Below are 25292 nucleotides of genomic sequence, written 5' to 3'. Positions count from 1 at the left end.
ATGACTGAAGCAGCAAACACTCCCCCGCGCCCGCACACCATCGAACGCCTGCGCCATGAATTGAAACTGCGCGTGCTGACCGTGGTGCGCACCGAGGAACTGACGGCGCACATGCGCCGCATCACCCTGGCCGGCGGCGACCTGGAAGGCTTCGTGTCGCCGTCGCACGACGACCACGTGAAACTGTTTTTCCCCGCGCCCGGCGACACGCGGCCGGTATTCCCGACCCTGGGCAATGGCGCCAACCCGGTCCAGTACGCCGAAGGCGCGCGCCCGATCGCCCGCAACTACACGCCGCGCCGCCACGACCCGCTCAAGGGCGAGCTCGAGATCGACTTCGTGCTGCATGGCGACGGGCCGGCATCGACCTGGGCCGCGCAGGCGGCACCGGGCCACACCCTGGGCGTGGGCGGGCCGCGCGGCTCGATGGTGGTGCCGCTCGACTTCGACTGGTATGTGCTGGTCGGCGACCAGACGGCCCTGCCGGCCATCGCACGGCGCCTGGAACAACTGCCGGCCGGCGCGCGCGCGATTGCCGTGATTGAAACCGTGGATGACGGCGAGCAGCTGGCGCTGGAATCGTCAGCGCAGGTCGATATTCACTGGGTCGGGCGCAATGGTCGCAGCGGCGCGCTATTGCTGGAAGCGCTGCGCAGGATCGCCTTGCCGCAAGTGGGCGACGGCTATGTGTGGGTGGCGTGCGAGCATGCGCAGGTGCAGGGTTTGCGTGGTCACTTTATCGACGCCGGCGTGCCGAAGCAGCATTTGCACGTGGCCAGTTACTGGAAGCATGGGGCGGCCGAGCATCATGAGCGGCATGATGATTGATGCATACGCCGGTGGTGGTGTCGGGTTACGGCCTGCGGCCTAACCCGACCTACGCTGTAAATGACGCCGTAGGTCGGATTAGCTGGCCGCAGGCCAGCGTAATCCGACACCACCCGCAGCATCACCGCTATCACTTCAACAACCCCGCCAGCTCCACCGCCGTCTTGACCTGCATCTTGTCGAAGATATGCGCGCGGTGCACTTCCACCGTGCGCATGCTGATGCCCAGCTTGTCGGCCACCACCTTGTTCATCTTGCCGGCCAAAATCAGGTCCAGCACTTCGCGCTCGCGCGTCGACAGGGTGGCCAGGCGCGCGTGCACGGCGGCCAGTTCGCCGGCCTGGCGCGAATTGGCCAGGCCTTGCTGCACGCGGTCCATCAGGTCGTTGTCGTTGAACGGCTTTTCAAAAAAATCGAAGGCGCCCCGTTTCAGGCTGTCGACCGCCATCGGCACGTCGCCGTGGCCGGTGAGGAAAATCACCGGCAGGCGCGCCGTCAGGTCGCGCTTGACCAGCTGGTCGAACAGGGCGATGCCGTTCATGTCGGGCATGCGCACGTCGAGCAGCACGCAGTCGCCCTGTTCGTCAAACGTGCCGTCGAGGCTGTCGAGGAACTGCTGTCCGCTGGCGTAGCTGCGTGCCTCGATGCTGCGCGAGGCGGCCAGCCAGGACAGGGAATCGCGCACTACTTCTTCGTCGTCGATAATATGCAGCATGGTCTCTCCGGTGACAGCGTTGCTGTCGTTATGCGTTAGTGGTTATGCGTTTCCGCGGCGCGCGGCACGGCCGGCACGCTGAAGGTGAAGATGGTGCCGCCGGCCGGGTTCGCACCAAAAGTCAGCGCGCCGCCATGGAACTCGATGGCGGTGCGGCAGATATTGAGGCCCATGCCCATGCCTTCGGCCTTGGTCGAGAAAAACGGCGAAAACAGCCGTTCCGCCACGTCGGCCGGTATGCCGTGGCCCTGGTCGATCACGTCCACCGTCACCATTTCCTGCCGCGCGTCGTAACTGGCGCGCAGGCGCATGATACGCCGTCCGGGCGCCGCGTCCTGCATCGCCTCGATGGCGTTGCGCGTCAGGTTCAGCAGTACTTGTTCGATCATCACCGGATCGGCATGCAGCAGCGGCAGTTCGGGCGGCAGTTCTTCCAGGATGGTGACATAGAATTTGCGCGCCTGCAGGTCGATCAGCGCGCGGATGCCGTCGACCAGGGTGCGGATATCGACGTCCTGGCGCTGCGGCTCGCTCTTGCGCACGAAATCGTGCACGCTGCGGATGATCTGGCCGGCCCGCTGCGCCTGCGCGCTGGCCTGTTCCAGCGCCGGCTTCAGGGTGTTCGGCTGCACCGGCTGGCCGCTGTCGCTGGCCCGGGTGATCAGGTTCAGCGCGCCCGTGGTGTAGCTGGAAATGGCGGCCAGCGGCTGGTTCAGTTCATGCGCCAGCATCGACGCCAGCTCGCCCATGGTGGCCAGGCGCGAACTGGTCTGCAGCTTTTCCTGCTGCTGGCGATTGAGTTCCTCGACCCGCTTGCGGTCCGAGATATCGAGTACGGAACCCATCCAGCCGGTCTGCTTGCCGTTCTTGTCGACCAGCGGCGCCTCGAAGATCAGCACCGGCACGCGGGTGCCGTCCGGGCGCTGGAAGTGGGTTTCGAACTGCGGCGTGACATTGCCGGCCAGCGCCTTGGCGAAGCGCTGCTGGTATTCATCCATTGCCTCGGGCGCCCAGTAGGGCATCGGCGGCAGTCGGCCGAGGATTTCTTCCGAGCTGTAGCCGACCATCTGGCAGAAGGCCGGATTCACGTAGGTGACGCGGCCTTCCAGGTCGCGCGCGCGCATGCCGGTGACCAGCGAATTTTCCATCGCCGTGCGAAACAGCATCTGCTGGCGCAGCGCGCCTTCGGCCGTCAGGCGGCGCGAGATATGGCGCCACAGGGCCAGCAGGCTCCACAGCAAACCCAGCGACAGCGCGATGACGGAGCCGACCAGCAGGTTGGGCAGCAGCTTGGGCTGGCTTTTCACGCTGTCGGTAAACAGGGTGATATTCGCGCCCGGCACGTCGAGCGCGCGCTTGTGGGTGTACACGCCGTGGCCAGGGCCGGCGGCGGCGCGCCGCGCCAGCACCTTGTCGTCGCGGTCGATCAGCGAAATCTGGTTGTCCTGGGCGAACCACCAGGGCACCATTTCATCGAGCAGGCTGCTGACCTGGTAGGTGGCCACCAGGCTGCCGATATAGTGCTGGCCGTTGTACAAGGGCTGGTGGTAATCCATCAGCATGGCGCCGGGCGGTGCGTCGGGAAAGCCGCTCTGCTGCGCCGGCTGGGCGTACTGGCCCCGGTGCAGGCGGCGCGCATTGTCGCCGGCCGTCAGCGACAGCGGCGAAAAATGGGTCTCCTGGCTCAGGGTATGGTCGCTCGAAGCGCGGACCTGGCCTTCGGTGTCGAGCCAGATCACGCGCTGCAGTTCGCGCCCGTTGCGCAGCATCTGCTGCAGTCGTTCATGCACGCTGGACGCCGGCAGCACGCCCTTGGCGATGTCGGCGCCCAGGTTGAACAGGCTTTCCTCGTTGCGCGCCAGCTGGAAGCGGATGGTCTGCTCGACCCACAAGGTATCGGCGATCAGCTGCTCCTGGCGCTCGTTGCTTTCCATCTGGCGGGCCTGCCAGGGCAGCCAGAACAGCACGGACAGGAACAGCAGCAGCAGCAGCACCGGCAGCAGCCAACGCACGGGGCTGGTAAACTGCAGGCGGCGCGCAAGGGTGGGCGGATTTTTCATGGCTCGCAGGGTAGCGCGTTATCGGGGTAGTGCCAGTGTGGTTAACCACAGTGGTGTTGTTCCATTATTTCGCACATTATCGGCGCAGATCCATAATAAGGCATCTGTTTTCGCCACGGAGACTGCAATGCACATGAAATCCATGCTGGCCCTGTTCTGGCTGGCGATCGGTACCGGCGCGATCGGCCCGGCCCACGCGCAAGCGACCATCGTCATCAAATTCAGCCACGTGGTGGCGCCTGATACGCCGAAAGGCCAGGCCGCCGAACGCTTCAAGCTGCTGGCCGAAAAAGCCACGCGCGGCAAGGTCCGCATCGACCTGTATCCGAACAGCCAGCTGTACAAGGACAAGGAAGAACTCGAAGCGCTGCAGCTGGGCGCGGTGCAGATGCTGGCGCCCTCGCTGGCCAAGTTCGGCCCGCTGGGCGTGAAGGAATTCGAAGTCTTCGACCTGCCGTATATCTTCCCCACCAAGACGGCCCTGTACAACGTCACCGAAGGCGACATCGGCAAGGGGCTGCTGAAAAAGCTCGAACCGAAGGGCATCACGGGCCTGGCCTACTGGGACAATGGCTTCAAGGTGATGTCGGCCAACCGCCCGCTGCACCACCCGGCCGACTTCAAGGGCCTGAAAATGCGCATCCAGTCGTCGAACGTGCTCGACGCGCAAATGCGCGCGCTGGGCGCCAATCCGCAGGCGCTGGCGTTTTCGGAAGCGTATCGCGCCTTGCAGACGGGGGTGGTCGACGGCACGGAAAACCCGCCTTCCAATATGTACACGCAAAAGATGCATGAAGTGCAAAAGCACCTGACCGTCTCGAACCACGGCTACCTGGGATACGCCGTCATCGTCAACAAGAAGTTCTGGGATGGGCTGCCATCCGATATCCGCAGCCAGCTGGAAAAAGCCATGAAGGAGGCGACCACGTTTGAAAAGGCGATCGCCCAGAGCGACAACGACAAGGCGCTGGAAGCGATCCGCAAGAGCGGCAAGACGCAGATCTACACCTTGAGCGTGCAGGAGCAGGCCGAGTGGCGCCGCGCGCTGGCGCCGGTGCAGAAAAGCATGGAGCAGCGCATCGGCAAGGAATGGATTTCGGCCATCAACCGCGAAAGCGCCAAATAAGATTCAGATAAATGTGACAATTCTGTGACATACCACAATTTGCCGCGCTTGCGCCAGTGCCTTTTGCCTGGCGAACACGGCTCCCTGTGATGGTGCAAAAAAAGTCGATCCTGAAGATTAAATACGTTATGATGAGCAGCGTTACGGGGAAACACGTATAAGCTTATACAGCCCGGTAGCAAGACGGCAACACAGAATTGGTCACAAAGTTGGTGGGGGAGTGGCTATAAAAACGGTATTGATACCGGGGATATATTGAGGAGACACACGTTTCACAGAAGTTGTTGAGTCATAGCTGTCTGCGGCCACAAGCCGGCACCGGCGGACCCAAACGACCGGGAACGTGAAGCAATATTTGAAGCGCACCAGCTGGTGCGCTTTTTTTTCGTCCGCCGCAGACAAGTACCAGCCCGGCCTTGGTGCATGCATAATCGTGCGTGCGCCACTTTCTGGTGCATGACAAGTCAGCCTGAGTTGTATATTTGCCACATTTAATGTTTTGATCGCGACCGCGCCGATGATGAACAGCCTGCTTGCACCCGACAACGCCACCCTGATCGATGAGTTCTGCGACAGCCTGTGGCTGGAAGACGGCCTGTCGAAAAACTCGCTCGACGCCTACCGGCGCGACATGCGCCTGTTCGCGCGCTGGCTGGAAGTGAACCGGCCCGGCCGCGACAACCTGTACGACGTCGCCACCGCCGACATCGAAGCGTATTTCACCGCACGCCACGAGGAGAGCAAGGCGACCTCGTCGAACCGCCGCTTGTCGGTGCTCAAGCGCTTTTACCAGCTGGCGCTGCGCCACAAGCACATCACGCTGGACCCTTGCCTCAAGCTGGTGTCGGCCAAACAGCCGACGCGCTTCGTGCATACCCTCAGCGAAGCGCAGGTGGAAGCGTTGCTGGCCGCGCCCGACGTCGCCACGCCGCTGGGCCTGCGCGAGCGTACGATGCTCGAACTGATGTATGCGAGCGGCCTGCGCGTGTCGGAACTGGTGGACCTGAAAGCGGTGGAACTGAGCCTGAACGACGGCGTGCTGCGCATCACGGGCAAGGGCGACAAGACGCGGCTGGTGCCGTTCGGCGAGCAGGCGCGGCGCTGGATCGAGCGCTATTTGAAAGAGGCGCGCGCCGTCATCCTCGACGGCCAGATGGATGACGCCCTGTTCGTCACGCGCCGTGGCGGCGCCATGACGCGGCAGATGTTCTGGGTGATCATCAAGAAACACGCGATGCACGCGGGCATTACGTCGCCGCTGTCGCCGCACACCTTGCGCCACGCGTTTGCCACGCATCTGCTGAACCACGGCGCCGACTTGCGCGTCGTGCAATTGTTATTGGGGCACTCCGATATCTCCACCACGCAGATCTATACCCATGTGGCGCGCGAACGATTGAAACTGCTGCATGCCGCGCATCATCCGCGAGGCTGAACATTTTTGCATTTGCCCTAACTGCGTCATAATGTGGCTAGTGCGCTTATCTGTCACAACAAAACATTAAAGAGGTAGTAAATGGCCAAGACAAATTTCCAATACGAAAAACGGCAAAAAGAGCTGGAAAAGAAGAAGAAAGCCGAGGAAAAAGCCAGGCGCAAGCTGGAAGCGAAAAACAATCCGAAGCCGGCCGATGGCAGCGAAGAGGCGCCTGAAGATGAAGAGGGCGAAGAGGGCGATGCCGCCGATGACGCCGCCGAAGCCGGCGGCGCACCAGCCCAGCCGCAGTAATTGTTCTTGCCGCCGCGTCGTCCCCGCCAATGCGGGGACGGTGAAGGCGATCCTGCGCAGCGTCAGTGGACGCCGCCGATGGTCGTGACCTTGCCATCGTTTTCCGTCTCGGGCTCGTGCGCACCGCCGCCAAAGAAGCGCGCCGCGCGCTTGCCCAGGCTGTCGAGGTAGGTGTAGGCCACCGGCACCACCACCAGGGTCAACAGGGTCGAGGTGATCACGCCGCCGATCACGGCGCGCCCCATCGGCGCCTGCGATTCGCCGCCGTCGCCCATGCCGATCGCCATCGGCAGCATGCCGAACACCATCGCCAGGGTCGTCATCAGAATCGGCCGCAAGCGCACCTGCCCCGCTTCCATCAGCGCCTCGAACTGCCCCAGCCCTTCGCGCTGGCGCTGGTTGGTAAAGTCGACCAGCAAAATCGCGTTCTTGGTCACCAGCCCCATCAGCATGATAAAGCCGATCACCGAGAAGATATTCAGGGTGCTGCCGGTAATGAGCAAGGCCAGCAGCACACCGATCAGGGACAGCGGCAAGGACACCATGATGGCGACCGGCTGCAAGAAGCTGCCGAACTGCGAGGCCAGCACCAGGTAGATGAAGATCACCGCGATGCCCAGCGCCATCATCGCGCCACCCATGGTTTCGGCCATCTGCTGCGCATTGCCGGCCACGTCGAAGCGCACGCCCGGAGGCAGGGCGATCGATTTGATGGCCTTTTGCACATCGGCGTCGACATCGCCGGCCGGGCGGCCCTGCACGCCGGCATAGATGGCGACCCGGCGCTGCAGCGCCTGGCGTTTCAGCACTTGCGGGCTGGACGAGGGCACGAAGTCGACCACCTGGCGCAGCGGGATCATGATCGGCTTGCCGCTGGCGTCAAGCTTGCTGGACGCCAGCGACAGGTCGGCCAGGTCGGCCACTTTCTGGCGGCCCGATTTCGGCAGCTGCACGTTGACGTCATAGTTCTGGCCGTCGGACGCCAGCCAGTGGCTGACGGTGTCGCCGGCAACAAACGGGCGCAGCGCATTGCCGATCTGCTGCACCGACAGGCCCAGGTCGCTGGCCAGCTCGTTGTTGATCTTGATGGTGGTCGACGGGTTGGCGCCTTCCTGGCTGTATTCCATGTCGGCCAGGCCCTTGATGGTGCGCATCTTGTCCATCAGGGTGTGGGCCACCGCATCGAGCTTGCCTTCATCGGTGCCCAGAATGGCGATAAAGATCGGCCGCTGGCCTACCGACAGGGTGATGCCGGCGATCGGCGCCAGGCGTTCGCGGATCAGCTTTTCCAGTTCCTGCTGCGAGCGGCGCTGGTGGGTTTTCACATCGAGCAGTTTCAGATTGACTTCGGCGGCGTTGCGGCCATCCTGGGTGCCGACGTTGGCCACCAGGCTGTCGATTTCGGGGAATTCCTTCAAGGCCTGCTCGATCTGCCGCACCTTGCTGTCGGTGTATTCCAGGCTGGAGCCGACCGGCGTCTTGAAGCGCAGGTTGATCCAGCCCTGGTCGGTTTCCGGGAACATCTCGCCGCCGATCATCGGCACCAGCATCAGGCTGCCCACGAACAGCGCCACGGCCGTGGCCAGGGTGGTCTTGCGCCAGCGCAGGGCCAGCGCCAGCACCTTGCCGTACCAGACGTGCAGGCGGTCGATGCCGGTTTCCAGCCAGGCCATGAAGCCGCCCAGCCATGGCGCATACTTGAAGCGGTCCTTGACCGGGTCGCGCCAGACCGACGACAGCATCGGGTCGAGCGTGAAGCTGACGAACAGCGATACCAGCACGGCCACCGCCACGGTGATGCCGAATTGCAGGAAGAAGCGGCCGATAATGCCGTCCATGAAGGCCACCGGCACGAACACGGCGACGATGGCAAAGGTGGTGGCCATCACGGCCAGGCCAATCTCGTTGGTGCCGTCGTTGGCCGCCTTGTAGTGGTTCTTGCCCATGCCCAGGTGGCGCACGATGTTTTCGCGCACCACGATGGCGTCGTCGATCAACAGGCCGATGCACAGGGAGAGCGCCATCAGCGTCAAAAAATTCAGGGTAAAACCGAACGCCTTCATGGCGATAAAGCTGGCCAGCACCGAGATCGGCAGGGTCAGGCCGGTGATGATGGTGCTGCGCCACGAGTGCAGGAACAGGAACACGATCACCATGGTCAGCACCGCGCCTTCGATAATGGTGCGCTTGACGTTATTGAGCTGGCTTTGCACGCGCTCCGATTCGTCATCGAGCACCCGCAGGCTGATATCGGCCGGCAGCGTCTTTTGCAGGTCGGCCGCCACTTTCAGGATGCCGGTGCCCACTTCGACCACGTTGGCGTCCTGCACCTTGGTGATTTCCATGGTCACGGCCTGCTGGCCGTTCATGCGCGAGATCGACAGCTCTTCCTGCTCGCCATCGACCACGGTGGCCACCTGGTCCAGGTAGACCGGGCCGACGGCGCGCCGCGCGACGATGATCTTGCCGAACTCGCGCGCATCCTTGATCTTGCCTTCCACCCGCACCAGCTGCTCGGCGGCGCCATGGCTGATCGAGCCAGCCGGCAGGTTGGTATTGGTGGCCTGGATGGCGCGGATCACTTCATCGACACCGATGCCCTGGGCATTGAGTTCGACCGGCTTCATGCTGATCAGAATCTGGCGCGCGCGCAGGCCGCGCAGCTTGACCTGGCCCACCCCGGCCACGCTCTGGAAGCGCTTGCTGATCACCTGTTCCGTCATGGTCGACAGTTCGCGCAGGTCATGCCCGGTCGAGGTCAATACGATGGTGGCGATCGGGCGTTCGTTGTCGCCTTCGGCGCGCGCGATGAACGGGTCCTTGGCTTCTTTCGGGAAGCGCGGGCGCACCAGGGCCACCTTGTCGCGCAAGTCCTGCATCGCCTTGTCCATATTGGTCGACAGCTCGAATTCCAGGTAGACGCCGGCGCGCCCTTCCCACGAGTTGGCGCGGATGGTCTTGATGCCGCTGACGGTGTTGACGGCGTCTTCGATAGGGCGCGTGATGTCGTTTTCCACCGCTTCGGGCGAAGCGCCCGGGTAATTCACTTCAATCGCGGCAAACGGGAACTGCACGCTGGGCATGCTTTCCACGCCCAGGCCGCGGTACGAGAAGATCCCCAGCACCACCAGCGCCACCATGACCATGGTGGCGAACACGGGGTTCTGGATACTGACTTTGGTCATCCACATGGTTCAGCCTTTCGGTGCCGGCGCGGCCGGTGGCGTGGCGGTCGCCGTGGCAGGAGCGGGTGTTGCACCAAAGGTCACGCCATGGCCGGGTTTCACGCCATCGAGCCTGGCGACGATCACTCTGGTGCCGGCCGCCAGCCCTTCCTTGACTTCCGCATAGCCTTCGTCCTCGTTGCGCAGACCCAGGGTGACGTTCTGCGCGACCACCTTGTTGTCGACCACGGCGTAGACCACGGTGCCGTGTTTTTCCGTGCGCAAGGCCGTCAAGGGCACCATCGGCGCGACGATCGAGCGTTCGGTGACGATGCTGCCCTTGGCGAACATGCCGCCGCGCAGGGCGCCGTCGCCATTGTCGACCGCGATATACACCAGCATGGCGCGCGAGCCGCTTTCGGTGGTGGGGTTGATGCGCGCCACCTTGCCGGTAAAGTCGCGCGCGCCAAAACCGTCGACCTTGAAGCGCACTTCCTGGCCAATTTTGATGCGCGGGATTTCCGCACTCGGCACCGGCGCCTCCAGGGTCAGCTGCGCCAGGTTGACGATGGTGTAGACGGGCATGTCGGGCGCAACCTTTTCGCCGGCCTGCACATGGCGCTTGCTGACGATGCCGGCCATCGGCGCACGGATCACGGTGTCGGCCAGCGCGATGCGGGCGATCTCCACCATGGCGGCGGCCGACTTGACGCTGGCGCGCGCCAGGTCGACCGAGTTCTGCGTCGTGTCGTAGGCGGTCTGCGAAATATATTTTTGCTTGAGCAGCGCCTGGCTGTTCGCTTCGTTCTTGCTGGCCATCGACAGGCGCGCCTGCGCTTCGTCGAGCATGGCCTGCTGCTGCGTCAGGCGCGCGCGCTGGTCGGCCGCGTCCAGGCGCAGCAGCACCTGGCCGCTCGATACCTGCTGGCCCTCCTGCACCGTGGTCTCGCGGATTTCGCCGGACACCTTGGCCTTGATGGTGGCCTGGTTCAAGGGCGCCAGCGAACCGGACAAGGGCAGGCTGACGGAGAGAGCGCGCGCGGCGATGGCGGCCACGTCACCCTGCGCCAGTTCATGCACGGGCGCCTTGGCCTGTTCCTTTTTCCTGGCCGCCTGCGCTTCGGCCGCCTTGGCCGATTGCTGTTTTGACTGCATCACGGTCCAGCCGCCACCCGCCAGGCCCAGCACCAGCAGGATCAGCACGGGCGCGCGCCAGCGGCGCGGGCGCCGGGTGGCGGAAAAAGGCAAGGGCGGGGTCGGGGGCGTTGTCTCGTTTTTCATAGGATACTTTTATAGAATGGGCATTCGGGTAGCGCACCGTCGTGGCGGGCAGCCATGGCACGCCTGCCAGGGCTGCCGTTCACGGCGGTACGCATATTGCCACTTTATGAAGATTGCACTCCGCATGCCAGTCCCATGCGACAGATTGCACAAAAACGGGGCTGGAATGCAGTTGGATGCGACAGGGACGGGGCCCGATGCTTGTGCAGTCTCAATAAGCCGATACGCTGGCGGGCAAGAATGGGGGCGATGGTTGCGCCACCGGGCGGGCCGTGTAGCGGAAGGGGGAACGCATGGTTGAGCGGATTGCCAGGCCCGCCGCGTCGCCGGGCCGTTTGCTGGCGTGCGCCCCGGTTGACACCGGGCTGGCCGGCCAGGCGCTCGATTTCCTGGCCATTATCGTCGCCGCCGTCGAGCAGGCGCCCGGCATGGCGGTGCGCGGCATCGACCGCGACGGCATCGTGCGCTACTGGAGTCCGGGTGCCGCGCGCCTGTACGGCATCAGTGTCGAACAGGCCGCCGGCCAGGCCTGGGCCAGCCTGGCGCCCGCCGCCTCGCCCGGGTTTGCCGGCGAACTGGCCGACGGCTTCGGACCGGAACTGGCACTCGTGCTGGCCGGCGGCAAGGCCAGGCCGGCGCGCTTGTGGCAGATCGCCGCCGATGGCGCCGGTCCGCGCTGCTTCTGCTCCACCCTGTTCCCGCTGCTGGACGAAGGCCTGGTGCGCCATGTGGTGTGCATCGATGTCGAGCTCACGGCCGGCAGCCAGGCCGGCATGCCGGTCGGTGCGCTGCTGCTGATGGCTGACAACTTTCGCCAGTTGTACGACAAATCGGCCGATGCCATCGTGCTGCTGCGCGACGAGCATATCGCCGAAGCCAATCCGGCTGCGGTGGCCCTGTTCCAGTGCGAAGACCGGCAGCGCCTGCTGGGGCGGCGCCTCAGCGATTTTTCACCGCTGCGCCAGCCGGGCGGTGAACTCTCGGCCGTGCTGGGCACGCAGATGGCGGCCCGGGCCCACGCGGACGGCAATTGCCGCCACGAATGGCGTTACCTGACTTGCCTGGGCCAGCTGTTCTGGGGCGAAGTGCTGCTGACCTCGGTCACCCTCGACCACACTTATCTGTTCTATGCCGTGGTGCGCGATATCTCCGCGCGCAAGCAGGCCGAGCGGGCGTTCCACCTGGCCGCGCAGGTAGTCGAACATGCGCACGAGGCCATCGTCGTCATGGACGAACAGCAGCAGGTGCTCAGCATGAATTGCGCCTACAGCGAAATCAGCGGTTATCGCCTGGAAGACCTGCGGGGACGGCGGTTCGTCGATATCGCCAGCGCCGAACAGCAAGCGGTGCTGGGGCAGGCGTGGGAGTCGGTGCTGCGTGACGGCCATTGGCAGGGCGAACTCCTGGCGCCGCGCAAGGCCGGCGCGCCGTATCCGGCCTGGCTGTCGATCACCGCCATCGGCGACCACACGGGCCAGCCCAGTAACTACATGGCCATCCTGCTCGACATCAGCGAGCGCAAGAAAGACGAGGAACAGACGCGCCACCTGGCCGAACATGATTTTTTGACCGACCTGCCGAACCGCGTGCTGCTGCGCGACCGGCTGTCGCTGGCGCTGGCCGCCGCGCGGCGCAAGCTGCACATGCTGGCGGTGCTGTACCTGGACCTCGACCACTTCAAGCATGTCAACGACAGCATGGGCCACCATGTGGGAGATTTGCTGCTCAAGGAAGTGGCGCGGCGCCTGGTGCGCTGCGTGCGCGGGGTCGATACGGTCAGCCGCCACGGCGGCGATGAATTCGTCATCGTGCTGGCCGAAGTGGGCGGCGCCGACCAGGTGGCCCACGTGGCGGCCAGCGTGCTGCAGGCCGTGACCCAGGTCTATCAGCTGGGCGAATACGAACTGCACGTGTCGGCCTCGATTGGCGTGTCGGTGTTTCCCGGCGACGGCGACAGCATCGACGCCCTGATGCATAACGCCGATGTCGCCATGTACCACGCCAAGGGCCGCGGCCGCGACAATTTCCAGTTCTTTAACGCTGACATGAACGCCCATATCGTCGAACGCGCCAGCCTGGAACACGATTTGCGCGCGGCGCTGGACACGCATGAATTCGTGCTCGAATGCCAGCCCGTGATCGCCATCGCCAGCGGCGCGGTGGTTGCCTGCGAGGCGCTGCTGCGCTGGCGCCACCCGCAGCTGGGCCTGCTGCTGCCCGAGCGCTTTATCGCCGTGGCCGAGGAATGCGGCCTGATGGTGCGGATCGGCGGCTGGGTCCTGCGCCAGGCCTGCCTGCGCGCCCGCGCCTGGCATGACGCGGGCTATTCGCTGGCCGTCTGCGTCAACCTGTCCGCCGCGCAGTGCATGCAGAACAACCTGCTGCACAGCGTGCAGGAAGCGCTGCAGGACGCCGGCCTGCCGCCCGCCTGCCTGACGCTGGAAGTGACGGAAAGCATCCTGATGAAAGGCGGCGCGCGCCTGATGGACATGCTGGCGCAGCTGCGCGCGCTGGGCGTCACCATCAGCATCGACGACTTCGGCACCGGCTATTCACGCCTGGGCACGCTGCGCCAGTACCCGGTCGACAAGCTGAAGATCGATCCTTCGTTCCTGCAAGGCGACGACCTGACGGTGGCCGCCACCATCATCGCCATGGCGCGCCAGCTGCACTTGCTGGTGATCGCCGAAGGCGTGGAAACGGCGCAACAGCTGGCTTACCTGCAAGAGCAGGGCTGCGACTTGTACCAGGGCCGCCATGCCAGCGCGCAGGTCGAGGGCAGCGTGCTGGGGAAACTATTGGCTGCCTGAGGTGGCGGTGCTCAAGGAGGCACGGCGGTTGCCTTGTCGCTGTCGGGTCGGGACCAGGCAGGGCGCTGCTCTTCCGGGACGTCCGCCTGGGCGATGGCATCGATAGTGCGCAGCGTCTGCGCGTCGTACAGTTTCAGCGTGCCGGCAAAATGCCTGCCGCCACAATCAATGGCAATCTGCCGTCCTCCCATCCAGAACCAGTAGTCGCGGATGAAGGGCTCGCACTTGATGTAGCGAAGCTGGCCATTGCGGTAAATGGCCAGCCGGCTGGCACTCGGTCCGGCATCGCCTTCCGCTATCCAGGCATTGAGCACCAGCCATGCCGCATAGCTGTTGTCTGGCGCCAGGGTTGCATTTGCCGCATTGCCGCCGCTGCTGATTTTCTTGTCCCTGCCATCATGAAAAACCAGATGGACGTTATTTGTCTTGTCGACATAAATGGCCTTGAAGGCTTTATTGCCGGTATTGCTGGCGTAGCAATTAGCAGTCAATACCGTCAGGAGGACGGCCGTGACTTTTGTCGACAGGGAGCGATTGGCCATCATGCATCATTGACGATGTTCAGCAGCTTGATGCGTGCCACCACCTGCCCATGGTCCGAGGCCTGCGGCAGCGCCTGCAGCAGGTGGTCGTTCACATACAGCACGTCCTGCACCGCGCCGATGGCGCGCGGCGAGGCGGGGTGGAAGTGCTCGGAGACGAGGATATGGTCGATCGTCATGTACGTGCTGTCGTGCACATTGGTGTAGCCGACATGGCGCAGGTAGTCCTGGCGCAGCTGGATGGCGTTGCAGTCGTACAGGCGCTCGCGCATTTCCGGCAGGTCGGCGCCCGGTTCGCACGGCGCGCCGGCGCCCATCACGATGGAGGTGGTGACGGCGTTGGCGATATCGTTGAAGTCGCCCAGTACGATGCAGGGCCGGCCACTGGTGCCCAGATCGCTGACCAGCACGCGCAGCGCCACCGCTTCGGCGCCGCGCCGCTGCAGCGAGCGCAGGTTGGCCAGCGCATAGCTGCGCGCGTCGGCGCCGTCGCCATGGCGGTAGTCGGGCCGGCGCGATTTCAGATGCACGACCAGCACGTCGGTGATATGGCCGCCAGGCAAGATCACCTGCACATGGAGGGGCGGACGGGCGAAACGCGACAGGGTGGTGTCTTCCGGATGGCCATCGGCCGGCATCGCCACGCCGGCGGGAAAGTCGGCATAGGCCACGCTGGGGCCGGCCAGCGGCAGGCGCGACACCAGCGCCACGGTCGGCAGCAGGCGCTCGGGGCCGTCCGGCGCATCGTAGCCGGCCTGCACGGCGTCGCGGTAGTGGCGCGTGCGCGACAGCACGTCGCGCAGGGCCGCCTGCGAGAACACTTCCTGGAAACCGATCACGTCGGCATCGAGCAGATCGATCTGGTGCGCCGTCCATTCCGCCTTGGCGTCGTACTGTTCCGGGCTCAAGGGCGCCAGATTGTCATACAGCCTGGCGCCCGGCGGGGCAAGATTGCAGACATTGAAGGTGGCAAAGCGTATTTCTTGCTGCATAATTAGCACTCCTCACTGAACGATCAGCGTATCACGCATGGCTAAAAAAGAGCATATTTCAGAAACGCAGGCGACGCAGCTGCTGCGCAAGCACCAGGTCGCCTTCGACGAATGTCCCTATCCCTACGAGGAACACGGCGGCACCAGCGTCTCGGCGCGCGAACTCGGCGTGCCCGAACACGAGGTGATCAAGACCCTGGTGATGCAGGACGAGGCCGCCAAGCCCTTGATCGTGCTGATGCATGGCGACTGCAAGGTGTCGACCAAGAACCTGGCGCGCGCCATCGGCTGCAAGTCGGTCGAGCCGTGCAAGCCCGAAGTGGCGCAGCGCCATTCCGGCTACATGATCGGCGGCACCTCGCCGTTCGGCACCAAAAAAGCCATGCCGGTCTACGTCGAGGAAAGCATCCTGGCCTTGCCGCGCATCTATATCAACGGCGGACGGCGCGGCTTTCTCGTCGCGCTGGCGCCACAGGTGCTGCTCGATGTGCTGAACGCCAAGCCGGTGCATTGCGCCTTGCAGGATTAAGGAAATGCGCCAGCGCCCTGTCCTTGCACCGGGCGCTGGTGTATATTCTGCTGCGCCAGCCCCGATGCTGATGCAATAAACATAATTAAGGGAAGAAATGAATCCAGTAATCACAAACTTGGCGATGACAGTGGCCGCTTACTTGCTCGGCTCGATCTCGTTCGCCGTGGTGATGAGCAAGGTGTACGGCATCGCCGATCCGCGCACCTATGGCTCGAAGAATCCGGGCGCGACCAACGTGCTGCGCAGCGGCAATAAAGGCGCCGCCATCATGACCCTGCTGGGCGACGGCGCCAAGGGCTGGCTGGCCGTGTTCCTGGCCGACCGGTTTGCGGCGGACCTGGGCGTGGGCGACACCGCCGTGGCGCTGGTCGCCATCGCGGTCTTCCTGGGCCACCTGTGGCCCGTGTTCTTCCGCTTTGTCGGCGGCAAGGGCGTCGCCACGGCGCTGGGCGTGTTGCTGGGCATCAATCCCTGGCTGGGCCTGGCGACCCTGGCCACCTGGCTGATCATCGCCTACGCTTTCCGCTACTCCTCGCTGGCGGCGCTGGTGGCGGCCCTGTTCGCGCCGTTCTACTATGGCCTGCTGTTCGGCGTCGATGCGATTTTGCTGTCGGTGGTGGTGATGAGCGTGCTGCTGGCCTACCGCCACAGCCAGAATATCGCCAACTTGCTTTCTGGCAAGGAGAGCAAAATCGGCGCCAAGAAGGACGCGGCAAAGAAAAAGTAAATCCTTGATATTGGCCGGCCCGCACGCATATGGATGGCTTGCGGCGCCGCGCGGTGCGGCCGCCACCGACTCGCGCAAAGGCTGCCTCATGACCACCCCCGCTTCCACTCCCACCCCCGTCCGTATCGATTTCGTCTCCGACGTCTCCTGCCCCTGGTGCGTGATCGGCCTGAAATCGCTGGAGCAGGCGCTGTCCACCCTGCAAGACACGGTGGCGGCCGAAATCCATTTCCAGCCGTTTGAATTGAACGCCAACATGGCGCCCGAAGGCCAGGATATCGGCGAACATATCGCGCAAAAATATGGCTCCACGCCGGAACAGATGGCGCAGTCGCGCGAAGCGATCCGCGCCCGTGGCGAGTCCCTGGGTTTTACTTTCTCCATGGACAAGCGCGGCCGCATCTACAATACCTTCGACGCGCACCGCTTGCTGTACTGGGCCGAACTGGCCGGGCGCCAGCGCGAACTGAAAATGGCCCTGTTCGACGCCTATTTCACGCAGGGCCAGGACCCGTCCTCGCACGAGGTGCTGGTCAAGGCCGCCGCCGATGCGGGGCTCGATCCGGACACGGCGCTGGAAATCCTGACCTCGGGCCAGTATGCCGACGAAGTGCGCGCGCGTGAACAGTTCTACCAGCAAAACGGCATCAGCTCGGTGCCAGCGATCATCATCAACGAACGCCACCTGATTTCCGGCGGCCAGCCACCGGAAGTGTTTGAACAGGCTTTGCGCCAGATCATCACGCAAGAGTAAGTTGCACCTGCGCACCAATGGCGCGCGCCATTCCTTAGTAATTAGGCTACACTTCCCTTTCACCGGAGGATAGCCGAATGCCAACAGCAACCTGGAATGGCGCCGTCATTGCGCAAGCGAGCAGCGATCAGGTACAGATCGTTGAAAACAATGTGTATTTCCCTCTCTCTGCCGTCAGCCAGGACTACCTGCGCGCCAGCGGCCACCAGACGACCTGCCCGTGGAAGGGCATCGCCAGCTATTACGACCTTGTCGTCGATGGCCAGGTAAACGAAAACGCCGCCTGGTATTACCCGGAACCCAAGGCCGAAGCGCGGCAGATCGCCGGCCATGTCGCCTTCTGGCGCGGCGTGGTCGTCGACCGCTGAGCCGCATTCTTCCTGTCACTTTCGAAAGCAGACGATGGATCTACGCCTCGCCGTGTATCAACTCGCCTCGAGCAGCCGGCTCGACGCCGCGCAAACCCGGCAGTTGCAGGAACTGGCCGGTTTCGAGCGCGAACCCAAGGGTCTTTCCTGGTGGTTGCCGCGCGGGGTGGCCGTGCTGGGCGCCGCGCTCTTGGGGCTGGGCCTGATCTTCTGGGTCGCCGCCAACTGGGAAGACCTGGGCCGCACCGGCCGCTTCGCCCTGATCCAGGCGGTGTTCGTGGCGTCCTGCCTGGGCGCCTTTATCGCGCCAGCCGCGCGCGCGCCGCTGCTGCTGATCGCCATGCTGGCCATTGGCGGCCTGTTCGCCTATTTCGGCCAGACCTACCAGACGGGCGCCGATCCGTGGCAGCTGTTTGCCGTGTGGGCCGCGCTGGCGCTGCCGCTGTGCCTGGTGGCGCGCAGCGACGTGCTGTGGACGCCGTGGATGCTGGTGCTGGCCACCGGCGTTACGCTGTGGATGCAGGCCCATTCGCGCCATAGCTGGCTGGTGCGCGCGGAAGATATCGATATCTTGCTGACCGGCTGGGCCGTGCTGCTGCTCGCCTGCGCGCTGGTGTCGCCGCTGCTGGCGCGCTGGACGGGCACGGGGCCGTGGCCGCTGCGCCTGGGCCTGCTGCTGGCCGTCATCATGATGACCGGTTCCAGCCTGAGCGCCCTGTTCGGCAGTGATATCGCTACACCGTACTGGGCCGGCCTGGGCGTGCTGGTGGTGGTGGCTGGCGTGCTGCTGACGCGCCAGTTCTTTGACGTGTTCGGCTTGAGTGCTGCAGCGCTCGGCATCAACACTTTGCTGGTATGCGGCCTGGCCTCGCGCCTGTTTGACAACGGCAACGATGCGGTGGGCAGCATGCTGTTGCTTGGCCTGTCCGCCGCCATCCTGCTGGCGCTGACCGTGCAGGGCATCTTGTGGCGCACGCGCCGGGAGGCGCCATGAGCACCGTGAAAGTGCATCCGCTCGGCGAGCTGATCCGCGATGCCGCCCAGGCCGGCGTCTTGCCCGCCAACGTCACCCTGCCGGTGCAGGACGTGCGGCCCTGGCCGGTGGTGCTGATGACGGCGCTTGGGGCCTGGCTGGCGGCGCTGCCGCTGGTGCTGGCACTCGGTTTCATGCTCGGCAGTTTCCTGGAAAAAGGCGGTGGCACCTATCTGGTGGCGATCCTCGCGCTGGGCGTGGCCGTGATGCTGATCCGTCCGCGCGGCGTCTCGCTGTTTGTCGAACAACTGGGCATACCGTGCCTGCTGGTGGGCGGCGGCCTGCTCGGCTATGCGCTGTTTCGCGACATGGACGACCAGCTGGCCGCGCTGCTGCTCAGCGCCGTCAGCCTGGCGTTTGCCGCCATCCTGCCGCGCGACTGGCTGCGCGTGCTGCTGGGCCTGGTCGCCTGCGGCTTGCTGGCGCTGGGCAGTGTCGGCAGCCATTACAGCTGGTCCTACGGCAGCGATTCGGCCACCCTGTACCTGGCGTGGCTGCTGGCGCTGGGCCTCTGGCTGGGCGCGCACTGGCTGCAGAAAAACAGCTATGACGATGGCGCCGGCGCACCGGTGGCCGCGTATATCGAATCGGTCTCGACCGGCTGGGTGCTGGCCATTTTGCTGGGCCTGGCCAGCTGGTCCGGCAAGACCTTTTTGCTGAGCGCCAGCGTGGGCGACGGCCTGGCCAGCGACATGGCCAATGAGCTGACGAGCCGGCCTGGCGGCAGCTGGTACGCGCAGCTGCTGCCGTTCCTGTCGGTGGCCTTGGCCGTGGCGGGCGCCGCCTGGATGCTGCGCCGCTGGCCGTCGCTGCGCCAGCTGCCGGCCGCCGGCGTGGCGCTGGTGCTGACGGTATTGGCGTGGTTCTTGCCGGGGCTGGGCCCGGTGCTGCTGGTCCTGGCGTTCTGCGTCAGCAGCGCGCGCCTGCGTGTGGCGGTGGCGGCCGGCGTGGCCGCCGCCTGGATTATCGGCAGTTTCTATTATCTGCTGGCCTGGCCGCTGGCCAGCAAGGCGCTGCTGCTGGCCGCGGCCGGCCTGGCGCTGGGGATCTTGTCGTGGCTGGCGGCACGCGGCGCCATCCTGCCCGTGGGCGACAGCGATGCCGCGCCGGCCAGGCCGGGCCGCCCGGCGCAGCTGGGCGTGCTGGCGGGCCTGCTGCTGGTGTTGCTGGTGGCGAACGGCGCCGTCTGGCAAAAAGAACAGCTGATCGCCAAGGGGCAGCCGGTATTTCTTGCGCTGGAACCGGTCGACCCTCGCTCGCTGATGCAGGGCGACTTCATGACCCTGAACTTCCTCAGCTTGAGCGCCTTTGACGGCATGGCAACCGGCGAGCGTTCCAGCGCACGGCCCCATGTGGTGTTGACGCGCGATGAGCGCGGCGTGGCCACCGTGAAAGGCCTGCACGACGGCAAGCCCCTGGCGCCCGGTGAATTCCTGATGGAGCTGACGCCGAAAGACGGCCGCTGGGCGCTGGTCACCGACGCCTGGTTCTTCAAGGAAGGCGAGGGCGCGCGCTGGGAGAAGGCGCGCTTCGGCGAGTTCCGCGTGATGCCCGACGGTCGCGCCTTGCTGGTCGGCATGCGCGGCGAAAACCTGGCGCCCTTGTAGCAAAAAGCGTAGGGCATGGCGCGGCCGTACTGTAAAATTGCCGGATGGATAATATTACACATTCGGTGATCGGCCTGGGCGTAGGCGAGCTGCTGCACCGCAGCTTGCCGCCCGAGCAGCAGGAAGCCCCCCAGCGCACGCGGCGCGCCCTGTTTCTGTTCTCTGCCTGGTTCGCCAGCAATGCGCCGGACCTGGACCTGTTCCTGACCCGGCTGATGCCGCGCCCCTTCGGCTACATGTTGCAGCACCGCGGTCATACCCACACTTTATTGCTGGCGATACCTCAGGCCTTGCTGGTGCTGGCTTTGCTGTGGCTGCTGTGGCCCGGCGCGCGCCGGCTGCTGAAAACCAGCCAGCCTGCGCGCATCGGCCTGGCGCTGTGCCTGCTGCTGGGCTTAGCCTTGCACATGGGCATGGATTTCCTCAATTCCTACGGCCTGCATCCGTTTTATCCGTTCGACAACCGCTGGCTGTTCGGCGACATGGTATTTATCGTCGAACCCATGTTCTGGGTGCTGCTGGGCGTGCCCGTGATCATGGCGCTGCGCACCCGGCTGCTGAAAGGCGTGCTGCTGGCCGGGCTGGCGGCGGCCCTGTGTTTCTTTGCCTATAAAAATTATCTGGCGCCGCTGGCGCTCGGCGTGCTGCTGGCGCTCGCTGCCTTGATGGCCGTGCGCCAGCACCGCACCGGCGTGCGCGGACGCGGCGCTTTATTGCTGGGCTTTGCGCTGTCGGCCACCTTTATCGGCATGCAGGGTGCGGCCTCCGCGCTGGGTCGCGCCAGGGTCGAGGCGGCCTTGCAGCGGATCGATCCCGGCACGCGCGTGTGGGACGTGGCGATGACGGCGTTTCCCAGCCATCCGCTGTGCTGGACTTATGTCTCGCTCGACAGCAAGACCGATGCCTATACCCTGCGCCGCGGCACCATGAGCTTGCTGCCGGCCAGCCTGGCGCCGGCCGCCTGTCCGGCAGGCCTGGCGGAACCCGGCGATGGCGGCGGCCAGCTGGCGCCCGGCATCGCCGTCTCGGCGCAGGCCACCGGCAGCCTGGCGGCCCTGCGTGCGCTGCAATCGACCAATTGCCACGCCGACGCCTGGTTGCGCTTTGGCCGCATGCCCAAACTGAGCGGGAGCAGCCTGACCGATGTGCGCTTCAACCCGGACATGCAGGACAATTTCACCACGGTGCAGCTGGAACAATTCAGCGGCAAGCCTTGTCCACGCTATGTGCCGGGCTGGGAACGGCCGCGCGCGGACATGCTGGGACTGCCGCCCGCCGGTTCGCAACATTAGGAGGCTATCGTGGAAGAGCAGCACGCCCTGCCGTATTTGCGCGAAACGCTGCTGTTTCTCGCCCTGGCCGGCATCTTTATTCCGCTCTTGCAGCGCCTGAAAGTGAACCAGGTGCTGGGCTTTCTTGCCGTCGGCGCGCTGTTCGGGCCTTTCGGTTTCGGCCTGTGGGCCGGCGACTTCGCCTGGCTCACCTATTTCTCGTTTGTGCGCGCCGAGCAGGTCAGCGGCCTGGCCGAGCTGGGCGTGATGTTTTTGATGTTCATGATCGGGCTGGAACTGTCCACCGAACGCCTGTGGGCGCTGCGGCGCTGGGTGTTCGGCGCTGGCGTGGGCCAGGTGGCTGTCAGCGCCTGCCTGGTCGGCGCGGTGGCGTATTACTGCGGCCTGTCGCTGGAAGCGGCCATCGTGCTGGGACTGGTGCTGTCGCTGTCGTCGACCGCCGTCGTGATGCAGTTGTTGAACGAGCAGCGCTCGCTGCAAACGCCCGCCGGCCAGGCCGGTTTTTCCATCCTGATGTTCCAGGACCTGATGGTGGTGCCGCTGTTTATCCTGATCGATGTGTTCGCCAGCGGACATAGCGATGACCTGGCTTATCTGCTCGGCTTTGCGGCCGTGAAATCGGCCGGCGCCATCCTGCTGATCTATCTGCTGGGGCGCCGCGTGATCCGCCCGCTGTTCCAGTTTTTTGTCGGCAAGCGCCAGCCCGATGTCTTCATGGCCCTGACACTGCTCAGTACTCTCGGTATCGCCGGGCTGACCTACCTGGCCGGCCTGTCGATGGCGCTGGGCGCCTTGCTGGCCGGGCTGCTGCTGGCGGAAACGGAATTTCGCCATGAAGTGGAAGTGATCATCGAACCGTTCAAGGGGCTGTTGATGGGCCTGTTCTTCATGTCGGTCGGCATGCAGATCGACGTGCGCGAAATCATCCGCTCGCCGGTCTGGATCCCGCTCGCGGTATTAAGCCTGTTTGCCGTCAAGACCCTGGTGACCGGTGTGATTTTCCGCCTCGGCGGCTTTCCCTGGGGCCGCGCGGTGGCGTCGGGCGTGCTGCTGGGGCAGGGTGGCGAATTCGCCTTTATCGTGGTCGCCTATGCGCTCGGCACCAGACTGATCGCGCCCGACGTGGCGCAGTTCGTGATGCTGGTGGTGGGCCTGAGCCTGTTTGCCACGCCGGCGCTGGCGAAAGCGGCGCGCGGCCTGGGCGGCTGGTGGGACCAGCGCCACCATCATCAACTGGCCGACCTGGCCAGCGGCGCCGAACCTCCGGCGGGCAGCGTCATCATCGCCGGCTTCGGCCGGGTGGGCCAGCTGCTGGCCAAGGTGCTGACCGAGCAGGATATCAGCTATGTGGCGGTCGAGAACGATGCGCGCCTGGTGGCTGCCCTGCATCCGCGCGGCGTTCCCGTGTATTTTGGCGACGCCTCGCGCGCCGAGTTGCTGCAGAAAGTCCATGCCGACCGGGCCAGCTCGGTGGTGCTGACGATGGACCATCCGGCCTCGGTGCTGCACGCGGTGCGCTCGATCCGGCGCGCCTATCCGCAACTGCCGGTGTATGCGCGCGCCCGCGACGAAGCCCATGCGCTGGCGCTGGTGCAGGCCGGCGCCACCCTGGTCGTGCCCGAGGCGCTGGAAGCGGCGCTGCAGCTGGCCGCCACCGTGCTGCAGACGGCCGGCGTGGGCGAAGCGCGCGCGGTGGATATCGTGCAGGCCGAAAGGGAGCGCCGCAACGCCGTGCTGCTGGCGCAGCAACCCTCTCAACCCTTCTAGTGTGTCGCCATACTGGCCAAATTATCTATACAATAATTGGCATATGAACACACGACCAGCATGAAAGCCGCACCTTTGACACCGCAGCAGCGCTCCGCGCAGGAAGCGCAAAAACGATACGGCAAGCCCGAGGCGGGCTGGCGCGCGCACATGTACAACGTGATCTTCGAGTCGGAAACGCGGGCCGGCCGTGCGTTCGACCTGGTGCTGATCGCCGCCATTCTGATCAGCGTGACGGTGGTGGTGCTCAGCAGCGTCGCCTCGGTGGCGGCCCGCCATGGCCCACTGTTGCTGGGGCTGGAATGGTTTTTCACTTTCCTGTTTACGATCGAATACCTGGCCAGGCTGTCGTGCCTGCAGCATCCCGTGCGCTACGCGCGCAGTTTTTTCGGCATTATCGACCTGCTGGCCATCGTGCCGACCTATATCGGCCTGCTGCTGCCGGGCGCCCATGTGCTGATCGATGTGCGCATCCTGCGCCTCTTGCGCATGTTCCGCATCCTCAAGCTGACGTCGTATGTGCACGAATACACGATGCTGGGCCGGGCCCTGCTGGCCAGCCGGCGCAAGATCCTGATTTTTTTGTCGGTCGTGATGATGATCGTGTTTTTGCTGGGCACCGTGATGTATGTGGTGGAAGGGCCGCAAAACGGTTTCAGCAGCATTCCCACCTCGATCTACTGGGCCATCAGCACCATGACCACGGTGGGCTTTGGCGATATCACGCCGAAGACCGATATCGGGCGCACCATCGCCTCGCTGATGATGCTGCTGGGCTGGGGCATCCTGGCCGTCCCGACCGGCATCATCAGCGCGGAAATGACGGTGCAGCGCGGTGGCCGCCAGCAGGTTGGCCGCCGCTGCCCCGGCTGCGGCGAGCGCGATATCGATGACGATGCCAATTTCTGCAAGCATTGCGGCGATTCCCTGCCGACGCCATGAACGACGCCTGACCAACATAACAATAAAGGAAGGCTCCCATGATTCCAGTACGCCTGATCGCGACAGGCAAGGCCGTGCCGTCGCATAGCGTGACGTCCGACAGCCTGGACCGCAAACTCGGCCATCCGCCCGGCTATACCCTGCAAAAAAGCGGTGTGCTGTCGCGCTTCGTGGCCGCGCCCGACGAATCGCAAAGCCAGCTGGGCGCGGCCGCCTTGCTCGACGCGCTGAAGAACGCCGGCCTGCAGCCGGGTGACGTCGATCTCCTGATCGGCGCCTGCGGCGTGCCCGAGCAGGCCCTGCCGAACACGGCCTGCTTTATCGCCCTGCACGCCGGCCTGCCGGCCGGTACGCCCGCCTTCGATATCAACGCCAGCTGCCTCAGTTTCATGGCGGCGCTGCGCGTGGCCGCCTCCATGCTGGCAGACGGCGGCTACCGGCGCATCGCCATCGTTTCGTCCGACCTGGCCTCGCGCGGGGTCGACTGGAGCGAGCCGGAAGCGTCGATGATCTTCGGCGACGGCGCCGCCGCCGTGATCGTCGAGCGCGGCGACGGCAGCACCGGCATCGTCGCCTATAAAATGGGCACGTATCCGGAAGGGCGGCGCTACTGCGAGATCCGCGGCGGCGGCACCGAGCGCAATCCGCGCAACGGCAGCGACCCCAGCGATTATCTGTTCCATATGGATGGCAAAGCCGTGTTCCGCCTGGCCGTCAAGGTGATGCCGGCTTTCCTGGACCAGTTGATGGTCGAATCCGGTGCCGGCCTCGATCGCATCGACGTGGTGGTGCCGCACCAGGCCAGCCCGCTGGGGCTGGCGCATGCCGCGCGCATCCTCGACGTGCCCGATGCTAAAATCATCAAGATCTTCGCGACCCATGGCAACCAGGTGGCGGCCTCGCTGCCCACCGCGCTGCACGAGGCCGTGATGACGGGCCGTGCCGTGCCGGGCCAGCGCCTGCTGATGATGGGCACGGCCGCCGGGCTGACCATCGGCGGCATGATTATCGATCTATGATTCG

The 25292-nt window shown here is 64.8% G+C and carries 21 protein-coding genes; 15 read left to right on the top strand and 6 right to left on the bottom strand.

What is annotated here, in order from left to right; all coding sequences use genetic code 11:
- Window positions 1-828 (top strand): siderophore-interacting protein, encoded by an 828-nt coding sequence (locus ACP7B7_RS04415; RefSeq protein WP_426075868.1) that lies wholly within the window; start codon window positions 1-3, stop codon window positions 826-828.
- A gap of 130 nt (window positions 829-958) precedes the next feature.
- Here ACP7B7_RS04415 and ACP7B7_RS04410 read toward each other — a convergent pair whose 3' ends face one another.
- Together ACP7B7_RS04410 and ACP7B7_RS04405 are read right to left on the bottom strand one after the other, a co-directional pair.
- Window positions 959-1543, bottom strand: a complete 585-nt coding sequence (locus ACP7B7_RS04410) for a response regulator transcription factor (RefSeq protein ID WP_308924556.1) — start codon at window positions 1541-1543, stop codon at window positions 959-961.
- 35 nt (window positions 1544-1578) lie between these two features.
- Window positions 1579-3603 carry a sensor histidine kinase gene (locus tag ACP7B7_RS04405; protein ID WP_426075867.1) on the bottom strand — a complete coding sequence of 675 codons (2025 nt, stop codon included), beginning with the start codon at window positions 3601-3603 and terminating at the stop codon, window positions 1579-1581.
- 133 nt (window positions 3604-3736) lie between these two features.
- Here ACP7B7_RS04405 and ACP7B7_RS04400 point away from each other — a divergent pair, with 133 nt between their 5' ends.
- The 3 genes from ACP7B7_RS04400 to ACP7B7_RS04390 all read left to right on the top strand — a co-directional run bounded on the left by ACP7B7_RS04400 (window position 3737) and on the right by ACP7B7_RS04390 (window position 6458).
- Entirely contained in the window at window positions 3737-4729 is a 993-nt protein-coding gene (locus ACP7B7_RS04400; RefSeq protein ID WP_426075882.1) for a TRAP transporter substrate-binding protein, read from the top strand.
- 517 nt (window positions 4730-5246) lie between these two features.
- Complete coding sequence (gene xerD, locus ACP7B7_RS04395; RefSeq protein WP_426075866.1) at window positions 5247-6164, top strand: site-specific tyrosine recombinase XerD; 918 nt, start codon at window positions 5247-5249, stop codon at window positions 6162-6164.
- 81 nt (window positions 6165-6245) lie between these two features.
- Window positions 6246-6458 carry a hypothetical protein gene (locus ACP7B7_RS04390; RefSeq protein ID WP_426075865.1) on the top strand — a complete coding sequence of 71 codons (213 nt, stop codon included), beginning with the start codon at window positions 6246-6248 and terminating at the stop codon, window positions 6456-6458.
- Window positions 6459-6520: 62 nt separating this feature from the next.
- On the opposite strand, the gene ACP7B7_RS04385 is transcribed toward ACP7B7_RS04390, so the two are convergent.
- Together ACP7B7_RS04385 and ACP7B7_RS04380 are read right to left on the bottom strand one after the other, a co-directional pair.
- Entirely contained in the window at window positions 6521-9649 is a 3129-nt protein-coding gene (locus ACP7B7_RS04385; protein ID WP_426075864.1) for an efflux RND transporter permease subunit, read from the bottom strand.
- Between the two features lie 3 nt (window positions 9650-9652).
- Window positions 9653-10903, bottom strand: a complete 1251-nt coding sequence (locus ACP7B7_RS04380) for an efflux RND transporter periplasmic adaptor subunit (RefSeq protein WP_426075863.1) — start codon at window positions 10901-10903, stop codon at window positions 9653-9655.
- Between the two features lie 293 nt (window positions 10904-11196).
- Here ACP7B7_RS04380 and ACP7B7_RS04375 point away from each other — a divergent pair, with 293 nt between their 5' ends.
- The gene (locus ACP7B7_RS04375) at window positions 11197-13713 is read left to right on the top strand and encodes an EAL domain-containing protein (RefSeq protein WP_426075862.1); all 2517 of its coding nucleotides are present in this window, start codon (window positions 11197-11199) and stop codon (window positions 13711-13713) included.
- Window positions 13714-13724: 11 nt separating this feature from the next.
- Here ACP7B7_RS04375 and ACP7B7_RS04370 read toward each other — a convergent pair whose 3' ends face one another.
- A complete protein-coding gene (locus tag ACP7B7_RS04370; RefSeq protein WP_426075861.1) occupies window positions 13725-14258 on the bottom strand; it encodes a hypothetical protein in 534 nt (177 codons plus the stop codon).
- Complete coding sequence (locus ACP7B7_RS04365) at window positions 14255-15247, bottom strand: endonuclease/exonuclease/phosphatase family protein (protein WP_426075860.1); 993 nt, start codon at window positions 15245-15247, stop codon at window positions 14255-14257. The genes ACP7B7_RS04370 and ACP7B7_RS04365 overlap by 4 nt, the downstream gene beginning before the upstream one ends.
- Before the next feature lie 37 nt (window positions 15248-15284).
- Between ACP7B7_RS04365 and ybaK the strand changes: the two genes are divergently transcribed.
- The 10 genes from ybaK (at window position 15285) to ACP7B7_RS04315 (ending at window position 25288) form a co-directional block, all read left to right on the top strand.
- Window positions 15285-15776, top strand: coding sequence for a Cys-tRNA(Pro) deacylase (ybaK, locus tag ACP7B7_RS04360; protein ID WP_426075859.1), 492 nt, complete (start codon window positions 15285-15287; stop codon window positions 15774-15776).
- Between the two features lie 124 nt (window positions 15777-15900).
- Window positions 15901-16506, top strand: a complete 606-nt coding sequence (plsY, locus tag ACP7B7_RS04355) for a glycerol-3-phosphate 1-O-acyltransferase PlsY (RefSeq protein WP_426075881.1) — start codon at window positions 15901-15903, stop codon at window positions 16504-16506.
- 88 nt (window positions 16507-16594) lie between these two features.
- Window positions 16595-17260: a DsbA family oxidoreductase gene (locus ACP7B7_RS04350; RefSeq protein WP_426075858.1), complete on the top strand. Its 666-nt coding sequence runs from the start codon at window positions 16595-16597 to the stop codon at window positions 17258-17260.
- Between the two features lie 77 nt (window positions 17261-17337).
- Complete coding sequence (locus tag ACP7B7_RS04345) at window positions 17338-17628, top strand: DUF427 domain-containing protein (RefSeq protein WP_308924568.1); 291 nt, start codon at window positions 17338-17340, stop codon at window positions 17626-17628.
- Between the two features lie 34 nt (window positions 17629-17662).
- A complete protein-coding gene (locus ACP7B7_RS04340) occupies window positions 17663-18622 on the top strand; it encodes a DUF2157 domain-containing protein (RefSeq protein ID WP_426075857.1) in 960 nt (319 codons plus the stop codon).
- Complete coding sequence (locus ACP7B7_RS04335; RefSeq protein WP_426075856.1) at window positions 18619-20268, top strand: GDYXXLXY domain-containing protein; 1650 nt, start codon at window positions 18619-18621, stop codon at window positions 20266-20268. The genes ACP7B7_RS04340 and ACP7B7_RS04335 overlap by 4 nt, the downstream gene beginning before the upstream one ends.
- A gap of 44 nt (window positions 20269-20312) precedes the next feature.
- Entirely contained in the window at window positions 20313-21560 is a 1248-nt protein-coding gene (locus ACP7B7_RS04330; protein WP_426075855.1) for a metal-dependent hydrolase, read from the top strand.
- Between the two features lie 9 nt (window positions 21561-21569).
- Entirely contained in the window at window positions 21570-23327 is a 1758-nt protein-coding gene (locus ACP7B7_RS04325) for a cation:proton antiporter (protein WP_426075854.1), read from the top strand.
- 60 nt (window positions 23328-23387) lie between these two features.
- Window positions 23388-24269: an ion transporter gene (locus ACP7B7_RS04320; protein ID WP_426075853.1), complete on the top strand. Its 882-nt coding sequence runs from the start codon at window positions 23388-23390 to the stop codon at window positions 24267-24269.
- Window positions 24270-24307: 38 nt separating this feature from the next.
- Entirely contained in the window at window positions 24308-25288 is a 981-nt protein-coding gene (locus tag ACP7B7_RS04315) for a 3-oxoacyl-[acyl-carrier-protein] synthase III C-terminal domain-containing protein (RefSeq protein WP_426075852.1), read from the top strand.
- The last annotated feature ends 4 nt before the right edge of the window (window positions 25289-25292 follow it).

This window comes from Janthinobacterium sp. PSPC3-1, from assembly GCF_049896105.1.
In the GTDB taxonomy this organism is placed as follows: Bacteria; Pseudomonadota; Gammaproteobacteria; order Burkholderiales; family Burkholderiaceae_D; genus Janthinobacterium.
Note: the sequence above shows the minus strand (reverse complement) of the source record. Positions and strands in the feature narration are given on the sequence as shown.